Here is an 18,787-nt window from a genome sequence, read left to right as displayed (position 1 = left end):
ATGCCTTACGTGACGCTGAGATGTGTGAATGTCATAGCCCCGGGGGGAGAGGGAGATTACGCGCGGTTGAGCGGCGCGGGACCGATCTGCTAGAGACTCGGGGCATGAAGAAAGCAGCGCCGAAGCGGCGCGGCGGGTCGCCGCGCGTCACCCATCCCGACCAGTTCGATCTGCTCGACGTACCCGAGCCGACGGCGGTGATGATCACCTATTCGGGTCGCACCGTCGATCTGGAGCGGCCGGACTTCGGCCCCTTCGACATCGAGGACATTGCCCGGCCGCTGGCCTACCAGTGCCGCTTCGTCGGCAACACCCAGCGCTTCTTCAGCGTGGCCCAGCACTGCGTCCTGGCCAGCCGGCTGGCGCCGCAGGGCTATGCCTACGACGCGCTGATGCATGACTGCGAGGAGGCCTTCACCGGCGACTGGCCGACGCCGTGGAAGGTGCGGATCGGCCGCGACGCCATCCGGCAGGCAGTGGAGCCGATCAAGAGCGCGCTCGCCCTGCGCTTCGGCTTCCGCCATCCGGAGCCGAAGGCGGTCAAGCTGGCCGACCAGCGGGCGCTGGCGACCGAACTGCGCGACCTCTGCGCGCCGCACCGCGTCAACTGGCGCGACCTGCCCGACCCGGACGAGGCCGCCATCGTGCCGCTCGGCCCGGAGGAGGCGCTGGCCGATTTCCTGGAGCATTACCGGCGGCTGAAGCCGGCCTGAGACCCCCAGTCGGAATCAGGCGTGGCCGCCCTGCTCCGCCCTGCGGCCACGGCCGCGCTTGGGGGCCGGCGCCGCGCCGGTGGAGGCGCCGTCGGCCTGCTGCTCGGCGCAGCGCTCGGCAAGCTCGCGGATGGCCGCGCGGATCTGCGGGTCGCGGATGCTCTGGAAATAGCGCGCCAGCATCAGCGCCTCGCGCGATTGCAGCGTGTTCTCCTGCTCCTCGCCGCCGGCCGCCGCGGGCATCTCGCCGCCCTCGCCCGCCTGCTGGCGGTTCTCCAGCCCTTCGAAGAAGACGGAGACGGGCACACGGAAGAACTGGCCCAGCTTGAACAGGCGGCTGGAGGACACGCGGTTGAAGCCGCGCTCGTACTTCTGCAATTGCTGGAAGGTCAGCCCCAACGCCGCGGCGACGTCGCTCTGGCTGAGGCCGGCGAGCATGCGCAGCTCCCGCAGGCGCTGGCCGACGAACACATCGACCTCGTTCAGGCCTTCCTTCTTTTCGCGCCCACGCCGTTTCATGGCTTTTCCCCTTCGATCCTGTACTGGCCCGCACTGGTCCCGGCAGCCGACTCCTCCCGCCGCCATCCGGAACGCCTCCACTGGCGCCGAAGCTTAGGAACACGTCGCCGGGAAGACGAATCGGCCGGTCACGGGGACGGATTGCAACTCAGCTATGACCGCGACCTGCCGATGTCAACCGCTGCTGGACCAGTTACCTCTTTTGGGCAGGGCGGTTTTCGCGGGAATCGGCCGGTTGGTCATAGGACCGCACTCTTTTCGCGCATTGAGCGGTATCGCCCTACCCACAGTCGCGTCCGCCGGGCGGCTCCGCTCACGCCCGGAGCCGGCTGCGGCATTGTGACCCAAGGTTGCGAGCGAAGCCGTTGCACAGCCGCCGCAGGGCTGCAACATTTGCGGGGCACTAGGCATATTTTGCCGGGCGCCCGGCAAAAACTGCCGCCGATTAACCCTCTCTTCATCAAGACACCGCAGCATGCCCCAACATAGGCATGCCCGGCGCGGAACTTGCACAAACCGTCTCGCAATCGCGAAACGGAGACGTGTGGAGAGTATGCCGGGAAGATTTCCGATCGGGGACCGCGCGTGAACAACCTGCTGCAGACCTTGCGCAATCTCGGACCCGCACGCCTTGCGGCGATCGGCGGCGTCGGGCTGTTGCTGATCGGATTCTTCGTCTATCTGACCACCCGGCTGTCCACGCCGGAAATGGAGCTGCTCTATTCCGACCTCCAGCAGTCGGAGGCGGCGGCCATCGCCAAGAAGCTGGAGGAGGCCAAGGTCCCCTACAGCGTCGACAAGTCCGGCACCAAGATCACCGTCCCCGCCGATCAGGTCGGACCGATGCGCATGCGCATGGCGGCCCAGGGCCTGCCGTCGGGCGGATCGGTCGGCTACGAGCTGTTCGACAAGGGCGAGGGGTTCGGCGCCACCAGCTTCATGCAGAACATCAACCACCTGCGCGCGCTGGAAGGCGAGATGGCGCGCACGGTGCAGACGCTGAACGGCGTCATGCAGGCCCGCGTGCATCTGGTGCTGCCCAAGCGCGAGCTGTTCGCCCGCCAGCAGAACCCGGCGACCGCCAGCGTCTTCCTGAAGCTGCGCCCCGGCGCCAAGCTGAGCCGCGAGAACATCCAGGCCATCCAGCAGCTGATCGCCGCCTCCGTCCCCAACCTGGACCCCAACCGCATCTCCATCGTCGACGACAAGGGCAACCTGCTGGCGCGCGGCACCGGCAGCGACACCGCCGAAGCGATGATGGCGAGCGCGGAGGAGAAGAAGCAGGCCTTTGAGGGGCGGATGGCCCGCACCATCGAGGATCTGTTGGGCCGGACGCTGGGCTACGGCAAGGTCCGGGCCGAGGTGTCGGCCGACCTCGACTTCGACCGCATCACCACCCAGTCGGAAATCTTCGATCCGGAAAGCCAGGTCGTCCGCTCGACCCAGACCGTCAACGAATCGAACGAGAGCAGCGACCGCGATCCGCTGGCCCCGGTGACGGTGGACCAGAACCTGCCGACGGCCCAGGCCAGCAGCAGCGCCAGCCCGCTGTCCTCCAACAAGTCGTCCCGCGCCGAAGAGACGATCAACTACGAGATCACCAAGACCACCAAGTCGCATGTCCGCGAGGCGGGTCAGGTGCGCCGCATGTCGGTCGCCGTCCTGGTCGACGGCACCTATCAGACCAGCAAGGACAACGGGCCGACCTACCAGCCGCGCAGCGAGCAGGAGATCGAGAGCATCAAGGCGCTGGTGCGGTCCGCCGTCGGGCTGGACGCCGTGCGCGGCGACTCGCTGGAAGTGGTGAACATGCGCTTCTGGTCGCCCGAGGACGACATCCAGAAGCCGGAAGAGCTGTTCATGGGCATGACCAAGGACGACCTGTTCCGCATCGCGGAGATGGTCGTGCTGGGCATCGTCGCCGTCCTCATCATCCTGCTGGTCATCCGCCCGCTGATCTCCCGCGCCTTCGAGAAGGCGGAGATGCAGGAGGAGGACGAGATGGACCGCCTGCTGACCGATCAGGCCGGCATGCCGGCCGCGCTCGCCGCCCCCACCGGCGCGCTGGCCCAGGATCTGGCGCTGGAAGCGGCGCAGGCCGACGAGGAGCTGGAGCAGATGATCGACATCAACCGGGTGGAAGGCCGCGTCCGCGCGTCCTCCCTGCGCAAGGTCGGCGAGATCGTCGACAAGCATCCGGAAGAGGCGGTCTCCATCCTGCGCAACTGGCTGTATCAGGAGAGCTGAGCGATGCCGGCCTCCGTTTCCACTGACTTCGGGGAAGGACCGCGGCGATGAGCGTGCGCAAATTCCTCTTCGACGAGTCCTTCGACGTGGACGCCGTTCCCCGCATGACCCATGTGGAGGACGACGACCTGCTGCCCGAGGACGAGCTGTCGGCCCATCCGGAACCCGAGCCGGAGCCGGAACTGCCGCCCGCCCCGACTTTCGGCGAGGAGGAGCTGGCTGCCGCCCGCGCCCAGGGCTACGAGGAGGGCATGGCCGCCGGTAAGTCGGCGGGCACCTCCGAGGGCTATGGCAAGGGCTTCACCGACGGCATGGCCGCCGGCCAGAACACCGGCTACGAGCGCGGCAAGGCGGAGATCGAGGCGACGGTGAACAACCGCATCGCCAACGCCCTGTCGCAGATCGCCGACGGGGTGCAGCGGCTGCTGGCGGAGCGCGAGGCGGGCAACGCCGCGCGCGGCGAACAGCCGGTCCATCTGGCGCTGGCCATCGTCCGCAAGCTGCTGCCCGAATGGGCGCGGCGCGGCGGCATGGTCGAGGTCGAGGGCATGGTCCGCGCCTGCCTGACCGACCTGATCGACGAGCCGCGGCTGGTCATCCGGGTGGCCGAGGACACGATGGGGCTGGTGCGCGACCATCTGGACGAAACGGTGGGCTCGCGCGGCTTCGGCGCCAAGCTGATGGTGATCGGCGACCCGTCGATCGCCCCCGGCGGCTGCCGCATCGAATGGGCCGAGGGTGGCATGGAGCGGGACACCGCCCAGCTGCTGGCCGAAATCGAACGCCGCGCCGCGCACATGCTGGAGGCTCCGGCCCCCGTCTAAGGGGTGTCCGGAATGAAGGAGGTCCGAGACCGACATGCCGAGCGACAATTTCTCGCTGAACGATCTGCAGAGTGGCGATGGCGACGAATACGCCAGCCCCGGAATCACCAAGGATCTGGAGGCGGTGTACGACATCCCCGTCCAGATCTCCGCGGTGCTGGGCAAATCGACCATGCAGGTGGCGCAGCTGCTGAAGCTGGGCCGCGGCGCGGTGGTGGAGCTGGACCGCAAGGTCGGCGAGGCCATCGACATCTACGTCAACAACCGCCTGGTCGCCCGCGGCGAGGTGGTGGTGGTGGAAGACCGGCTGGGCGTGACCATGACGGAAATCATCAAGTCGGACCGGGGCTGATGGCGATTTCGTCCGACAGCGCCGCGTCCCGCGCGAAGGCCGCCGCCGGCAATGGCGCAGGCGGCCCCCGTGCCGCTGCTGCTCAGGCCGAGCCGGCCGGCGCCCATACCGGCGCCACCGCGCCGGGGCGGAGCGTGCGGCTGCGCGGCGGGCTGGACGTGGCGACGCTGGTCGGGCTGGCCGCCGCCGCCGCGGTGATCCTGATCGCCATCACCACCGGCGGCTCGGCCCGCGCCTTCCTCGATCCGCCGTCGCTGCTGATCGTGCTGGGCGGGACGCTGGCGGTCACCACCGCCTCCTTCTCGCTGGGCGACGTGGCGGTGGCCTGGAGGAACGCGGCGGCGGTGCTGGTCCACCAGACGCTGGACCCCAAGGGCGTGGCCCGGCAGGTGATCCTGCTGGCCGAGGCCGCCCGCCGGGCCGGGCCGGAGACCCTGCGCAACGTCCTGCCGGAACTGCGCGGCGAACCTTTCCTGCATCGCAGCGTCACCCTGATCACCGAAGGGCTGCCGCCCGACGCCATCGAACGGATGCTGACCGGCGAGGTCGAGGCGACCGCGGGCGGCCACGGCAAGAGCGCCGGCGTGCTGCGCCGCGCCTCGGAAGTGGCGCCGGCGATGGGGCTGATCGGCACGCTGGTCGGTCTGGTGCAGATGCTGGGCAGCCTGAGCGACCCGTCGGCCATCGGGCCGGCGATGGCGCTGGCGCTGCTGACGACCTTCTACGGGGCCGTGCTCGGCAACGTCGTCCTCTCCCCGCTCGCCGCCAAGGTGGAGCGGGCGGCGGAGGAGGACGCGCTGGTCAAGACCCTCTATACCATCGGCGCCGTGTCCATCGCGCGCCAGGAGAATCCGCGGCGTCTGGAGATGCTCCTGAACGCCGTCCTGCCGCCTGGAAAGCGGATCCAGTATTTCGACCGGGAAGCCCCGAGAGTGGGAGCGTAAGGCTATGCGTCTGCTGATCGTTGGAACGTTGGAAGGCTACATCACCGCCGCCGGCAAGATCGCCATGAAGCGGGGGGCCAAGGTGTCGCACACCGACAGCATCGAAGGGGCGCTGAACGCCTTGCGTACCGCCGCCGGCGCCGATCTGGTGATGATCGACGTCAAGCTGGATATCGCGACCTTCATCGACAGCCTGAAGTCGGAGCGGATCACCATCCCGGTGGTCGCCTGCGGCATCGGCACCGATGCGGCCGCCGCGGTGCGCGCCATCCGCGCCGGTGCCAAGGAATACCTGCCGCTGCCGCCCAACGCCGAGCTGATCGCCGCGGTGCTGGAGGCGGTTGCCGAGGAAAGCCATTCCATCGTCTGCAGCGACCCCGCCATGCTGGCGACCCTGCGGCTGGCCGAGCAGGTGGCGCCAAGCGACGCTTCGGTGATGATCACCGGCGAGAGCGGCACCGGCAAGGAGCTGATGGCCCGCTTCATCCACCGCAAGAGCCGGCGGTCGGGCGAGCCCTTCGTCGCGGTCAACTGCGCCGCCATTCCGGAAAACCTGCTGGAATCGGAGCTGTTCGGGCATGAGAAGGGCGCCTTCACCGGTGCCGTCGCCCGGCGTCTCGGCAAGTTCGAGGAGGCAAACAACGGCACCCTGCTGCTGGACGAGCTGTCGGAGATGCATCCGCGCCTGCAGGCCAAGCTGCTGCGCGCCATCCAGGAGAAGGAGATCGACCGCATCGGCTCCAGCCAGCCGGTGAAGGTCAATGTCCGCCTGATCGCCACCTCCAACCGCAATCTGGAGGCGGAGGTCCGCTCCGGCAATTTCCGCGAGGATCTGTACTTCCGCCTGAACGTGTTCAGCGTGGCGATCCCGTCCTTGCGCGAACGCCCGGCCGATATCCCGATGATCGCCGAGCATTTCCTGAAGAAATACGCGGAGGCCAACGGGCTGGGCGACAAGCGCCTGACCGAGGACGCGATGCTGATGCTGAAGTCGCATCACTGGCGCGGCAATGTGCGCGAGCTGGAAAACACCATGCACCGCGCCGTCCTGCTGTCGCGCGGGGAAGAGGTCGGACCGGAAGCGATCATGCTGACCAGCAAGCTGCTGGCCCCGGAAGGCAGCGCCCAGGCCTCCATCCCCAGCGATTCGCCGGTCGCCAACCCGTTCGCCGGACCCGGCGGCACCGTGCCGGCCGCGCCGTCCCAGCCGCAGCAGCCGTCCACCCCGCTGGTGGTTCCGCCGCAAGGCGCCCTGCCGAGCAGCTACGGCCCGCCGAAGGGCGGCAAGCCCGGTCCCTATGGCATGGCGGCCAACAGCAGCGCGGCGGCAGCCGCCAGCGCCGGGAACAGCGGCGCCGGCCTGGCGGCGCTGATCGGCCGCACGGTGGCGGATGTCGAGCGCGACCTGATCCTGGAGACGCTGACCCACTGCCTGGGCAACCGCACCCATGCCGCCAACATCCTGGGCATCTCGATCCGCACGCTGCGCAACAAGCTGAAGCAGTATGGCGACGAGGGCCGCAGCGTGCCCACCCCGGGCAACGACGAACGGGCGACGGCCTGACGTCCCGACCGGGACCTGGGACCTGAGCGGCGGGAGCATCCATGGCGCTGACGGAGCAGAATAGCGGCGGGGGCGGCGGCCCTGGTTTGGGGGGCGGCAACATGGCCGCCTTCGGCGAGATGTGGGCGGTCACCAAATCGTCGCTGAAGCGCGGCGACGTGGCGATGGCCATCGGCATCCTGATCGTCGTGGTCGGGCTGATCATGCCGCTGCCCAGCGTCATGCTCGACATGATGCTGGGGCTGAACGTCACCATCTCCATCCTGATCCTGATGGTGGTGCTGTTCATCTCCAAGCCGCTGGAGCTGTCGTCCTACCCGACGATCCTGCTGATCACCACGCTGTTGCGCCTGTCGCTCAACATGGCGTCCACGCGCCTGATCCTGACGCATGGACATGAGGGCACGTCGGCCGCCGGCCATGTGATCGAGGCCTTCGCCAGCCTGGTCATGGGCGGCGATTTCGTCATCGGCGTGATCATCTACGCCATCCTGACCATCGTGAATTTCAAGGTCATCACCGCCGGTTCGGGCCGCATCGCCGAAGTGGCGGCGCGTTTCACCCTCGACGCCATGCCCGGCAAGCAGATGGCCATCGACGCCGACCTGTCGGCCGGCATGATCGACGAAGGCACGGCGCGGGCGCGGCGCAAGGAGCTGGAGGACGAAAGCGCCTTCTTCGGCTCGATGGACGGTGCGTCGAAGTTCGTGAAGGGCGACGCCGTTGCCGGCTTGATGATCATGTTCATCAACATCATCGGCGGCGTGACCATCGCGGTGCTGCGCCACGACATGCCGGTGATGACGGCGCTGGACACCTTCACCAAGCTGACCATCGGTGACGGTCTGGTGTCGCAGATCCCGGCGCTGGTGATTTCGATCTCCGCCGGTTTCCTGGTGTCGAAGGCCGGCATGGGCGGCTCGACCGACAAGGCGGTGGTCGGGCAGCTGACCGGTCACAGCCAGGCGCTGGCCCTGTCGGCCGGCGCCATCGGCGTGCTGGCCCTGCTGCCGGGCATGCCGATCCTGACGCTGGCCCCGGTCATCGGCATCGTCGGTGCCGCCGCCTGGTACATGCCGCGCCTGCGCGCGAAGCAGGAGGCGGAAGAGGCCGCTGCGGCGGAGGAAGCGGCGGCGGCCGGCGGAGCGCCGGGCGGCGGGCCGGGCGGCGGGCCGGCGCCGGACGAACCGATCGCCACCGCGCTGGCCATCGACCTGATCCGGCTGGAGCTGGGCTATGGCCTGCTGTCCCTCATCAACCAGCCGCAGGCGGGAAGCCACCGGCTGACCGACCAGATCAAGGGCCTGCGCCGGCAGATCGCCGGCGAGGTCGGCTTCGTCATGCCGGCGGTCCGCATCCAGGACAACCTGCAGCTTCCGCCCAACACCTACATCATCCGCGTCAAGGAGATCGAGGCCGGGCGCGGCGACATCCGGCCCAACATGCTGTTGGTGATGGACCCGCGCGGCGACGCCATGAGCTTGCCCGGCGAACAGACGGTGGAGCCGACCTTCGGCTTGCCCGCCATCTGGATCGAGCCGGGTTATCGCGAGGAGGCGCTGTTCAAGGGCTACACCGTGGTCGATCCGTCGACCGTGGTGACCACCCACCTGACCGAGCTGATCAAGGACAACATGCCGGAGCTGCTGTCCTTCACCGAGACGCAGAAGCTGCTGGACGAGACCGACAAGGAACACCAGAAGCTGATCGCCGATGTGGTGCCCAGCCAGATCACTGTGGGCGGATTGCAACGGGTGTTGCAGAATCTCCTTGCCGAACGGGTCTCGATCCGGGATCTTCCCACCATATTGGAAGGGGTATCCGAAGCGACCAGCCAGACCCGCAGCATCACCCAGATCACCGAGCATGTGCGGTCCCGCCTTGCCCGGCAGATTTGCGACGCGAACACGAACGAGATGGGCTTCATCCCGCTCGTCACCCTGTCGCCCGAATGGGAGCAGGGGTTCGCCGAATCGCTGGTGGGCGACGGCGACGACCGGCAGCTGACGATGGCCCCGTCCCGCCTGCAGCAGTTCATCACCTCCGTCCGTCAAACCTTCGAGCGACATGCCATGATGGGCGAGAGCCCCGTACTGCTGACCAGCCCGCTGATCCGGCCCTTCGTCCGCTCCATCGTCGAGCGGTTCCGACCGGCGACCGTGGTCATGTCGCAGAACGAGATCCACCCGAAGGCCCGCATCAAGACCCTGGGGCAGATCTGATGGTGCGTGCCCGTCCCCTCCCCTTACCTGACGGAAGGCGCTGCCGATGCGGCTGAAGTCCTTCCACGCCAAGACCATGTCCGACGCCATGCGGATGGTGCGCCAGTCGCTGGGCGACGACGCCATCATCGTCGCCACGCGCGAGGAGGAAGGCGGCGGCGTGCGCGTGACGGCGGCGGTGGAAGAGGACGACCTGCCGCCGGCCCAATCCTCCGGCACCGCGCGCGGCGGCCGGGGCAAGGCACCGCCGAAGCCGGTGGAACCCGAGATCGACGTGGGCGAGGTGGTGGCCGACGCCCTGCAGCGCCATGGCGTGCCGGCCGCGCTGGCCGAACAGCTGATCGACGCGGCGTCCGGGCTGGACACCGAGGATCCGCGGCTGGCGCTGGGCTCGGCGCTCGATTCCTTCTTCACCTTCAACCCGCTGCCCGACGGCCGGTCGCCGGTGAAGCCGCTGGCGCTCGTCGGGCCGCCGGGATCGGGCAAGACGCTGGTCGCGGCCAAGCTGGCGGCGCGGGCGGTTTTCCGCAAATGCTCGGTCGGCGTCATCACCACCGACACGGTGCGGGCCGGCGGCGTCGACCAGCTGGCCGCCTTCACCCGGCTGATGAAGCTGAAGCTGGCGACGGTGGAGGACCCCGACGCGCTGGCCGGCGCCTTCGAGGTGCATCGCCGCACCGATCTCGTGCTGGTCGACACAGCCGGGCGCAACCCGTTCGACGCCGAGGACATGCAGGATCTGCGCGCCATGCTCTCCGCCGGGGAGGTGGAGCCGGTGCTGGTGCTGCCGGCCGGGCTGGACGCGATGGAGGCCGCCGACATGGCGCTGGCCTTCAAGGCGGTCGGCGTGCGGCGCATGCTGGTGACCCGGCTGGACATCGCGCGCCGGCTGGGCAGCGTGCTCGCCATCGCCGCGCGCGCCCGGCTGTCCTTCTGCGACGCCAGCATCTCGTCCAAGGTGGCGGAAGGGCTGACGGCGTTGAACCCGCTGGCGCTGGCCCGCATGATGATTCCGGCCGAGGAGAAGGCCCCCGCCGTCAAGGAGCCGGCGCCGCGCCGCGCCGCCCGCACCGCGGAGTGGGACGAGGACGACGACATCGGCGAAGGCGGCCAGCCGGATCATGAGCCGGACCATACGCCCGAGCGCAAGCCGAAGTTCGGGCGGGGCTATGAGCCGGAAGAGGACGAGCCGGAGATGGAACCGGCACCACCGCCGCCGCCACCGCGCAGGGCCGCCGCCGCCAAGCCGACGAAACCCGCATCCGCAAAACCCGCAACCAAGGCTAAGGCCGCCAGTTCCCCCTCGTCGAGGACCCTGCCATGACCGATCCGGTGTTCCCGGCCGCCCTCAAGAACGTTCGCCCGCTGCGCGGCGCCAACGTCATCGCCGTGGCCAGCGGAAAGGGCGGCGTCGGCAAGACGTGGTTCTCCATCACGCTGAGCCACGCCCTGACCAAGGCGGGCATGAACACGCTGCTGTTCGACGGCGATCTGGGCCTTGCCAACGTTGACATCCAGCTGGGCTTCTCGCCCAAGAACGATTTGGGTGCCGTCATCAACGGCGAGGTGACGCTGGCCAAGGCGGCGCAGCGCTTCCCCGACACCGGATTCGACATCATCGCCGGCCGGTCGGGATCCGGCACGCTGGCGCAGCTGCCGAGCCAGCGGCTGTCGGGCCTGCGCAACGACCTGCTGGAGCTGGCGAAGAGCTATGACCGGGTGGTGATGGACATGGGCGCCGGCGTCGACCGCACGGTGCGCACCCTGTCCGGCCCGGCCGGCACCACGCTGGTGGTGACGACGGACGAGCCGACCTCGCTGACCGACGCCTATGCCTTCATCAAGCTGACCCATGCCACCAACCCGTCGGCCGACCTGCGGATCGTCGTGAACATGGCGCAGAGCGTGAAGGACGGCGAGCGCACCTACGGCACCATCCTGAAGGCCTGCCAGAACTTCCTGAAATACAAGCCGGCGTTGGCGGGCATCATCCGCCGCGACCTGAAGGTGCGCGACGCCATCCGCAACCAGACCCCGCTGCTGACCCGCTCGCCGTCCAGCGATGCGGCCCGCGACGTCGAGGCGATCGTGCAGCGGCTGCTCGCCAGCGCCAAGTAACGGCCGGGAGTAACGGCAAAAATGGGCGGGGCGATCCCACCGTCGGTCACGCCTGCCGCCGCCACCGCCGCGGCAGCCCCCGCCGCGCCCGCCCCCGTCACGGCCGAGGCCACGGTCGTCCAGCTTCCCGAACGGCTGCCGGAGGTCACGCGCCCGGTGGTGCTGACCGGCACCGTCGCCGGCCAGACTCCGGAAGGCCTGACCCGCGTGCGCACGGCGGCGGGCGAACTGCTGCTCGACAGCGCGGCGGAGCTGCCGCCGGACAAGCAGGTCACGGTGCAGATCACACCGGGAAGCACGCCCTCGACGGGGGCGCCCACCACCGCCCTGCCGGCCAAGCCGACGGCGCTGATCCTGCTGCAATCCTTGGGGAATCCTACCGTAGGCAGCCCGGCCGCGCCGCAGACGGGTGGAACGACCGCGACCCCGGCAGGCGGAAGCGGCGCGGCGCCCGCCGTCCTGCTGCCCACCCCGACAGGGGCGACCGTCCCGACCAACCTGCCGCCGCTGCTGCCGGGCACCGTCGTGCCGGCGCTGGTGCTGGCCGGCGGGTCGGGCGCCAAGCCGTTGGCTCCCGCCGCGACGCCGTCGCAGGGTACGCCCGCCACGCCGGCTCCAGGGACGCCCGGCCCGGCGAAGCCCGAGGCTCCGGCTGGTGGAGCGCCAGCCACGCCGACAGCTGGTTCACCGACACCCGCCCCGACGATGGGCGGCGGCAGCGCCACCTTCGGCACGCCGGTCCAACTGGGCGGCGACGCTGCCCATCCCGGCGCCGAAACGCCGACGATGCCGAACCAGCCCGGCAAGACCGCCAGCAATCCCGAACCGCCCGACCTGCCGCGCGGCGCCACGGTGGCGCTGAAGATCCTGACCGTCACCCCGCCGCCGCAACAGCCGCGCCCGCCCGGCGACCCGGAGGCGGGCGGACGCAACGGGCAGGCCGGGAACCAGCCGGGCCAGCAATCCGCCGGGCAATCAACTCCACTGTCCCAACCTTCGCCCGACGAGGCGGCGCTGCCGCCCGACACGCCCATCCTGCACGGCACGGTGGCCGGCAGCACGCCGCAGGGGCAGCCGATCCTGGCGACCAAGCAGGGCATGCTGGCGCTGAACGTCCCGGCCAGCCTGCCTCCGGGGGCCAAGGTGACGGCGGCGCTGGCCGACCTCGCCCAGGCGACCCAGGCGGCGGCCCCCACCCTGCCCGGCCCGCCGGGTCCGCTGGACGGGCGCGACTGGCCGGCGATGCGGCAACTGATGGAGACGCTGGCGGCGGCCGATCCGGCGCTCGCCAAGTCGATGCTGGCGACGATGCCGCAGCCGAACCGCAAGCTGACCGCCGCCATCGGCTTCTTCCTGGCGGCGATGCGCGGCGGCGACGCGCAGGGCTGGCTGGGCGACGACGCGGCAAGCGCCCTGGACAAGGCGGGCCGCCGCGATCTGCTGGAGCGGCTGGAGAAGGATTTCGACGGTCTGCGCCGCGAGGCGGCCGAGCCGCTGCCGGGCGACTGGCGCAGCTACACCATTCCGCTGATGGACGCCAACGGGCCGAAGCCGATCAAGCTGCATGTCCATCCGCTGAAGGAGGACGAGGAGGGCGGCGGCAAGGAACGGTCGAAGCCGGGCAGCCGCTTCGTCATCGACCTGGACCTCAGCCGCTTCGGACCGATGCAGCTGGACGGTCTGGTGCGGCCCAATCATTTCGACCTGATCCTGCGCAGCCATGCCGCTTTGCCGCCGGAGCTGCGGGTGGAGCTGATCCAGGTCTTCGCCGACAGCGTGCGGGCCGTCGGCTACACCGGCGGCCTGTCCTTCCAGTCGGGGGCGCGCAGCTGGGTGAAGCTGACCCGCGCCGGGCAGGCCGGCCTGGGGGTGTCGGCATGAGGCGCGAGCGTTTGACCACCCGCCGCTCCCCCGACGCCCGCCACGACTTCCTGGTCGAACTGCGCGGCGAGCCGCTGCCGGGGGTGCGTCTGACCCTGCGGCTGGTGCCGGACCTGCTGGTGCCCGATCCGGCGTCGGTGGTGGCCTATCTGGCGGAGTTCGCCGGCTTCGCTGATGGGCTGGAGGCGCTGGCCATCGCCATTCTGGACGACGTCAACAACGAGCTGGTTCCGCGCTGGGTCGAGGTGGCGGTGGAGAGCGACACGCCCCTGCCCCACCGCGTGGTGATCGAGGACCGGCAGCCGACCTGGGACAATCCGCGGCTGTTCCCCCTCTCCCCCCTGGGGAGAGGGCCGGGGTGGGGGGGGGGCACGGAGTGGATTTTCGAGAATCCTCGCTGTGCGTCCCCCTCACCCTAACCCTCTCCCCGGGGGGGAGAGGGGATTGTTGCGGTGTTGCGAGGGCCGGGCGGCTCAATCGTCCTCATACAGCCCCTGCGCAGCGGTGCGGTGGCAGGCTTCGCAGTTGCTCTTGGCGCCGACCGACTTGCGCGTCCAGATCGACGGCGAGAAATCATGCTTGTGCAGCCACCAACGCTGTTCGGTGATGCGGATCAGCCGGCCGTCGCCGCTGCCGGCATTTTGCGTCAGATAATTGCGGATGGCCGCGGCGGTGTCGGCCGGCAGGCTGGCATTCTCGCCGAAATGGTCCTGCAGGCCGTCCATGATGCGGTTCCAGGACGCCGCCGGCAGCAGGCCCGGCTGATAGGCCATGTGGCACTCGCCGCATTCCTTCTGGGTGGCGGCGTGGGTGACCGGCCGCACCCGTTCGAACTCGCTGGCGATTGCCGCTCCAGCGGTCACGGCAAGCATGGCGAGCACGGCGATGCCCGTGAGCGGGCGGAGGCTGCGGTTGGGGGACATCGGCGGCTCGCTATTGGTTCGACAGGAAGGTGATGAAGTCGCCCTTTTCCTGCGCCGTGCAGGCGCGGCCGAGGACGTTGACGCAGTCGCGCTCGAAGCGCTTTTCGACCTCGGCGGGATCGGTGAAGCGCTTGGGATTGGCCGACACCGCCATCGGCAGGATGTCGCGCCCGGTCTTGTAATGGCGGCCGGTTCCGGCCGGATCGCGGGTGTGGCAGCTGGCGCAGCCGGGGGTGTCGGCCACCTTGCCGCCGGCATGCGGCCCGAGATAGAGCGCGCGTCCACGCTCCGCCGAGAAGCCGGCGAAGCCGGGTGTCTGCGCTTTCGCCTGGGCGGCATAGCCGTCGAGGATGCGGGCACGCTCCGGATCGCCGGACGCCGCCAGGGCGACCCCGGCGCCCAAGGACACCGCGGCGGCGAGGAGGAGGATCGGTTTGGTCGGTCTGGTCGGTCTCATGGGATCACCCGGTTGGAAATGGTGGACAGCCACGCGGTGCAGCGGGACGCGATATCGGACGGAATCCGCTTCAGGCCGTGCAGCGCGAAGACCAGGGAGATGTGCGCCAGGATGAGGAAGAGGGAGGCCTCGCCGATCTCCTTGTGCAGATGCTCGACCTTGACGAAGAAGTCGGCGAGAGCACCGGTCGCCGCCGCGATCCCGACGCCGATCAGAAGGGCGGCGGACATCCAGGCGGTCAACGGGCTGCGCTCCGCCCTCGCCTTCGCATCGCCGGTGAACAGGCGGCGGAGCCATCCGGCGACCGCCGCCACCGAGGGGCGTGGAAGGCGCAGCGGGCTTCCCGCCGGGGCCAGCACGCCGGCCGCCACGCGCAGGCCGATGGCACCGAGGACGGCATAGCCGGAGAAGACATGCATGCCGTAGGTGTCCTCGTCGCCGGTGAGATTGGCGACGATGAAGGCGCCCGAGACGATGGCGTGGAAGGCCAGCAGGGCGGTCATCTCGGCGCGGGAAGGTTTGCGGGCTATCGGCTTGCAAGCGGACATGGCGGTCTCCCTTTCCGAAGGCGGCTCAGTCGTCGTGGCTGGCGTCGTGGCTGGCGTCGTGGGTGAGGCCGCCGGTCAGCAGGGCGGCGATGCCGTCGGCCCTGGCCTGATAGGCGGTGGCGAGGGCACCGACGACCAGGGCCGTCAGCAGGGTGTGGAGGATCATCTTCTTCAGCATGGCGCGGACCCGGTTCGGGAGTGGTCGGGGGTGGCGGAGCGGACCGGGAGCGGATCACCGGCCGGCTCCGCGGCTCCGGTCAGTCGTCGTCGCGGTCGCTGTCATGGCCGTGACGGCGGCCCTCATGCTTACCCATGGCGTCGCGGCCGAAGGCGGTGCCGTCCTGGCGGATGATCTGGCCGGCCTGGATCGCGCCCTGGCGGACGCCGCCGACGACGGTGATCTGGTCGCCGCTCTGGATGCCGTCGGGCAGGAAGCCGCGGCTGGCGACGTCGATGCGGTCGCTGCCGTCGGTCATGACGAACCAGTTCGCCGCGACCTTCTCCACGGTGCCGGTCACGGTGCCGCCGCCGGCCTTCACCACGTCGGCGATCGGCTGCGGGCTGGTCGGCTGGATGGCCGCGCCGCGGTGGTGGTCGCCGGCGAAAGCGGCAGTCCCGGCGGTCGCGAGGGTGGCGGTCAGGAGGGCGGCGAGGGAAACGGCTTTCAACATGGCATCACCTGTGGTGTGGAGGAGAGCGTCGAAGCGCCCGATGAACCGCACTCTGACCCACCGTGGCTGAGCCGAGCCTGAACGGACCGTTCATCCGCCGTTCAGGATCAAAAAATGTGATGCCCCCGACATTCAGCCGTCATCCGGGGGCCATTCAGCGGCGGTTCAGGGATGCGACGATATGCTGGTTCGATCGCGCGTCCCCGATGCGCGATGGTGTCCCAGGCAGAGAGGTCGATCATGAGGACCGGTCCCGCATTGCTCCTTCTCCCCATCCTGCTGTTCGCAGCGGGGACGGGTGCTCATGCCGGCGACGACCACGAGCGCGCCCGCGACGCGCTGCGGGAGGGGCGCATCCTGCCGCTGGAGCGGATCGTCGAGAGCGCCAAACAGCAATTCGGCGGCGACGTGCTCGACGTCGATCTGGAGGATGAGGAGGACGGCTTCCGCTATGAATTGAAGCTGATCGCGCCGGACGGCCGGATCCTGAAGCTGGACTATGACGCCGCCACGGGGGAACTGCTGCGGACCAGGGGCCGCCACCGGTCCCACGGCGACGGGAGGTAAGGCCATGCGCGTGCTGGTGGTTGAGGACACGCCGGAACTGGCCCGGCAACTGAAGCAGCGGCTGGAGGGTGAAGGTTATGCCGTCGACACCGCCGCCGACGGCGAGGAGGGCCGCTTCCTGGGCGAGACGGAGCCCTATGACGCGGTGATCCTGGATCTGGGGTTGCCGAAGGTCGATGGGCTGACGGTGCTGCGGTCGTGGCGACGGGCGGGCATGGCCGTGCCGGTGCTGATCCTGACCGCGCGCGACGCCTGGAACGAAAAGGTGCAGGGCATCGACGCCGGCGCCGATGATTATCTGGCGAAGCCCTTCAGCATGGAGGAGCTGCTGGCCCGCGTCCGCGCGCTGATCCGCCGCGCCAAGGGCCACGCCACCGCCGAAATCGCCTGCGGCGGGGTCGTGCTCGACACCCGCACCGGACGGGTCACGGTGGATGGCGAGCCGATCGAGCTGACCGCCTTCGAATACCGGGTCCTGTCCTACCTGATGCACCGCAAGGGGCAGGTGGTGTCGCGCACCGAGCTGATCGAGCATGTCTATGCCCAGGATTTCGACCGCGATTCCAACACCATCGAGGTCTTCGTCGGACGCCTGCGCCGCAAGCTGGGGGTGGACGTCATCAAGACGGTGCGCGGGCTGGGATACCGGGCGGACGAGCCGTAAGGACAGGGCATAGGAGCGGGCGATGAGATGGACGGAGTCGCTGCGCTTCCGGCTGCTGGCCGGCGCGGCCGTTTGGGTGGCGCTGGCGCTAATGCTGGCGGGATGGATCATCGCCGACCTGTTCCAGAGCCATGTCCGCCAGCGCTTCGAGGCGGAACTCAGCAACCATCTGGAACAGCTGGCGGCGGTGCTGGAAATCGGCCCGGACGGCAGGCCGGCGCTGCGCCAGCCCTTGAGCGACCCGCGCTTCCGCCGGCCGCTGTCGGGCCTGTACTGGCAGGTGGGAGAGAGCGGGGACGCGCCGTTGCGCTCGCGCTCGCTGTGGGACAGCGTGCTGACCCTGCCCGACGACCGGGTGGAGGATGGGGTGCTGCACCGGCACGACGTGACCGGGCCGGCGAACCAGTCGCTGTTCGTGCTGGAGCGCTTCGTCCTGCTGCCTGAACGGGCGGAGCCGATCCGCATCGCCGTGGCCGCCGACCGCGCCGAGTTGGCCGGCGTCACCCGCGCCTTCAACGCCACGCTGGCGCTGTCGCTGGCCGTGCTGGCGGCGGCGCTGATCGTCGCGGCGCTGATCCAGGTTCAGATCGGGCTGAGGCCGCTGTCCCGCCTGCGCGGCGCGCTGGTCGAGGTGCGGGCCGGGCGGAAGAAGCGCTTCGACGTGGCGATGCCGACGGAGATCCGGCCGCTGGTGGAGGATCTGAACGCGCTGCTGGCCCATGCGGAGGAAACCGTCGGGCGCGGACGGCTGCAGGCCGGCAATCTGGCCCACGCGCTGAAAACCAACCTCGCGGTGCTGGCGAACGAGGCCGCCACGCTGGACGAGCGCAACGCGCGCGAGGTGGGGGCGGCGATGGTCCGGCAGGTGGAGTTGATGCGCCGGCATGTCGATCATCACATGGCCCGCGCCCGCGCCGCCGCCGCCCGTGGCGTGCCGGGCATCAGCACGCCGGTGCCGGACTGCGTCTCGGCGCTGGCACGGGTGATGCGCAAGCTGCATTCGGACAAGGGGCTGGACATCCGTGTCGATGTCGCCGACGGCCTGCTGTTCGCCGGCGAGCGCGAGGATCTGGACGAGATGCTGGGCAACCTGCTGGACAATGCCTGCAAATGGGCGCGCGGCCGGGTCGATGTGACGGGCCGAGTGGGGGTTGGCGGCATGCTGTCCGTCACGCTGGACGACGACGGCCCCGGCTTGCCCGATGACTGCCGCGAGGCGGCGCTGGAGCCGGGGGTGCGGCTGGACGAGAGCACGCCGGGGACCGGGCTCGGCCTTGCGGTGGTGCGGGATGTGGCGCGGCTCTATGGCGGCGACATCCAGCTCGGCGCATCGCCGCTGGGCGGGCTGCGTGCGACGTTGCGGCTGCCGGCGGCGGGGGCGTGACGGGGGCAGGGTCTTGCGCCGGGGGCATCGCGGTTATGCGTCGGCCAACACCGCCGCGCCATGGAATCGGGCTGGCGCAGGGCCTTGCGCTGCATGTTGGGCGCATTCCAAATCCAAGGCTCCGCCGGCCCGGATCTGCGACAAGCTGGCGCGGTCGCCCTTTTATCAGAGGGGACTAATATCGCGGTG

The 18,787-nt window shown here is 69.7% G+C and carries 20 protein-coding genes; 14 read left to right on the top strand and 6 right to left on the bottom strand.

Translation table 11 applies throughout. The features are described from left to right. The first annotated feature begins 104 nt into the window (after positions 1-104). Positions 105-713, top strand: a complete 609-nt coding sequence (locus ACCD06_RS24535; RefSeq protein ID WP_109156451.1) for a transcriptional regulator — start codon at positions 105-107, stop codon at positions 711-713. A gap of 15 nt (positions 714-728) precedes the next feature. Here the strand turns inward: ACCD06_RS24535 and ACCD06_RS24530 are convergent, their stop codons facing one another. Next, positions 729-1,232, bottom strand: coding sequence for a helix-turn-helix domain-containing protein (locus ACCD06_RS24530; RefSeq protein ID WP_109149696.1), 504 nt, complete (start codon positions 1,230-1,232; stop codon positions 729-731). A gap of 585 nt (positions 1,233-1,817) precedes the next feature. Between ACCD06_RS24530 and fliF the strand changes: the two genes are divergently transcribed. From fliF to ACCD06_RS24480, 10 genes are read left to right on the top strand one after another with little or no spacing between them, the layout of a single operon-like run. Further along, positions 1,818-3,479, top strand: coding sequence for a flagellar basal-body MS-ring/collar protein FliF (gene fliF / locus ACCD06_RS24525; RefSeq protein ID WP_109156450.1), 1,662 nt, complete (start codon positions 1,818-1,820; stop codon positions 3,477-3,479). 47 nt (positions 3,480-3,526) lie between these two features. Beyond that, a complete protein-coding gene (locus ACCD06_RS24520) occupies positions 3,527-4,303 on the top strand; it encodes a FliH/SctL family protein (RefSeq protein WP_109156449.1) in 777 nt (258 codons plus the stop codon). 34 nt (positions 4,304-4,337) lie between these two features. Further along, complete coding sequence (fliN, locus tag ACCD06_RS24515) at positions 4,338-4,655, top strand: flagellar motor switch protein FliN (RefSeq protein WP_109156448.1); 318 nt, start codon at positions 4,338-4,340, stop codon at positions 4,653-4,655. Then, a complete protein-coding gene (locus ACCD06_RS24510) occupies positions 4,655-5,599 on the top strand; it encodes a motility protein A (protein WP_109156447.1) in 945 nt (314 codons plus the stop codon). Before fliN ends, ACCD06_RS24510 begins: the two co-directional genes overlap by 1 nt. Positions 5,600-5,603: 4 nt before the next feature. Beyond that, a complete protein-coding gene (locus tag ACCD06_RS24505) occupies positions 5,604-7,163 on the top strand; it encodes a sigma-54-dependent transcriptional regulator (protein ID WP_109156446.1) in 1,560 nt (519 codons plus the stop codon). Between the two features lie 41 nt (positions 7,164-7,204). Then, positions 7,205-9,385 (top strand): flagellar biosynthesis protein FlhA, encoded by a 2,181-nt coding sequence (gene flhA, locus ACCD06_RS24500; RefSeq protein ID WP_109156445.1) that lies wholly within the window; start codon positions 7,205-7,207, stop codon positions 9,383-9,385. Positions 9,386-9,431: 46 nt separating this feature from the next. Further along, on the top strand, positions 9,432-10,709 hold the full coding sequence (locus ACCD06_RS24495; RefSeq protein ID WP_109156444.1) for a GTPase: 1,278 nt from the start codon (positions 9,432-9,434) through the stop codon (positions 10,707-10,709). Beyond that, positions 10,706-11,503 (top strand): MinD/ParA family protein, encoded by a 798-nt coding sequence (locus ACCD06_RS24490; RefSeq protein ID WP_109149703.1) that lies wholly within the window; start codon positions 10,706-10,708, stop codon positions 11,501-11,503. Before ACCD06_RS24495 ends, ACCD06_RS24490 begins: the two co-directional genes overlap by 4 nt. A gap of 21 nt (positions 11,504-11,524) precedes the next feature. After that, the gene (locus tag ACCD06_RS24485) at positions 11,525-13,384 is read left to right on the top strand and encodes a hypothetical protein (RefSeq protein WP_109156443.1); all 1,860 of its coding nucleotides are present in this window, start codon (positions 11,525-11,527) and stop codon (positions 13,382-13,384) included. Next, positions 13,381-13,803, top strand: coding sequence for a hypothetical protein (locus tag ACCD06_RS24480; protein WP_413344161.1), 423 nt, complete (start codon positions 13,381-13,383; stop codon positions 13,801-13,803). Before ACCD06_RS24485 ends, ACCD06_RS24480 begins: the two co-directional genes overlap by 4 nt. A 54-nt stretch (positions 13,804-13,857) precedes the next feature. Here ACCD06_RS24480 and ACCD06_RS24475 read toward each other — a convergent pair whose 3' ends face one another. The 5 genes from ACCD06_RS24475 to ACCD06_RS24455 form a co-directional block, all read right to left on the bottom strand. Then, positions 13,858-14,307, bottom strand: coding sequence for a diheme cytochrome c (locus ACCD06_RS24475; protein WP_109157108.1), 450 nt, complete (start codon positions 14,305-14,307; stop codon positions 13,858-13,860). Positions 14,308-14,317: 10 nt separating this feature from the next. Beyond that, entirely contained in the window at positions 14,318-14,764 is a 447-nt protein-coding gene (locus tag ACCD06_RS24470) for a DUF1924 domain-containing protein (protein ID WP_109157107.1), read from the bottom strand. Beyond that, entirely contained in the window at positions 14,761-15,312 is a 552-nt protein-coding gene (locus ACCD06_RS24465) for a hypothetical protein (RefSeq protein WP_109157106.1), read from the bottom strand. The genes ACCD06_RS24470 and ACCD06_RS24465 overlap by 4 nt, the downstream gene beginning before the upstream one ends. Before the next feature lie 25 nt (positions 15,313-15,337). Beyond that, a complete protein-coding gene (locus ACCD06_RS24460; protein ID WP_158282063.1) occupies positions 15,338-15,490 on the bottom strand; it encodes a hypothetical protein in 153 nt (50 codons plus the stop codon). Between the two features lie 79 nt (positions 15,491-15,569). Continuing rightward, positions 15,570-15,983, bottom strand: coding sequence for a cytochrome c maturation protein CcmE (locus tag ACCD06_RS24455; RefSeq protein ID WP_109157105.1), 414 nt, complete (start codon positions 15,981-15,983; stop codon positions 15,570-15,572). Positions 15,984-16,223: 240 nt separating this feature from the next. On the opposite strand from ACCD06_RS24455, the gene ACCD06_RS24450 reads away from it, so the two are divergent. The 3 genes from ACCD06_RS24450 to ACCD06_RS24440 are packed head-to-tail and all read left to right on the top strand — an operon-like array spanning position 16,224 to position 18,598. Next, positions 16,224-16,550, top strand: coding sequence for a PepSY domain-containing protein (locus ACCD06_RS24450; protein WP_247871569.1), 327 nt, complete (start codon positions 16,224-16,226; stop codon positions 16,548-16,550). Between the two features lie 4 nt (positions 16,551-16,554). After that, the gene (locus ACCD06_RS24445) at positions 16,555-17,214 is read left to right on the top strand and encodes a response regulator transcription factor (RefSeq protein ID WP_109157104.1); all 660 of its coding nucleotides are present in this window, start codon (positions 16,555-16,557) and stop codon (positions 17,212-17,214) included. Positions 17,215-17,236: 22 nt separating this feature from the next. Then, positions 17,237-18,598 (top strand): sensor histidine kinase, encoded by a 1,362-nt coding sequence (locus ACCD06_RS24440; RefSeq protein WP_109157103.1) that lies wholly within the window; start codon positions 17,237-17,239, stop codon positions 18,596-18,598. Positions 18,599-18,787: the final 189 nt, after the last annotated feature.

Source organism: Azospirillum sp. CT11-132 (assembly GCF_047302835.1).
Taxonomy (GTDB): domain Bacteria; phylum Pseudomonadota; class Alphaproteobacteria; order Azospirillales; family Azospirillaceae; genus Azospirillum.
The sequence above is the reverse complement of the archived record's forward strand: the minus strand, read 5'-3'. Positions and strand labels throughout refer to the sequence as shown.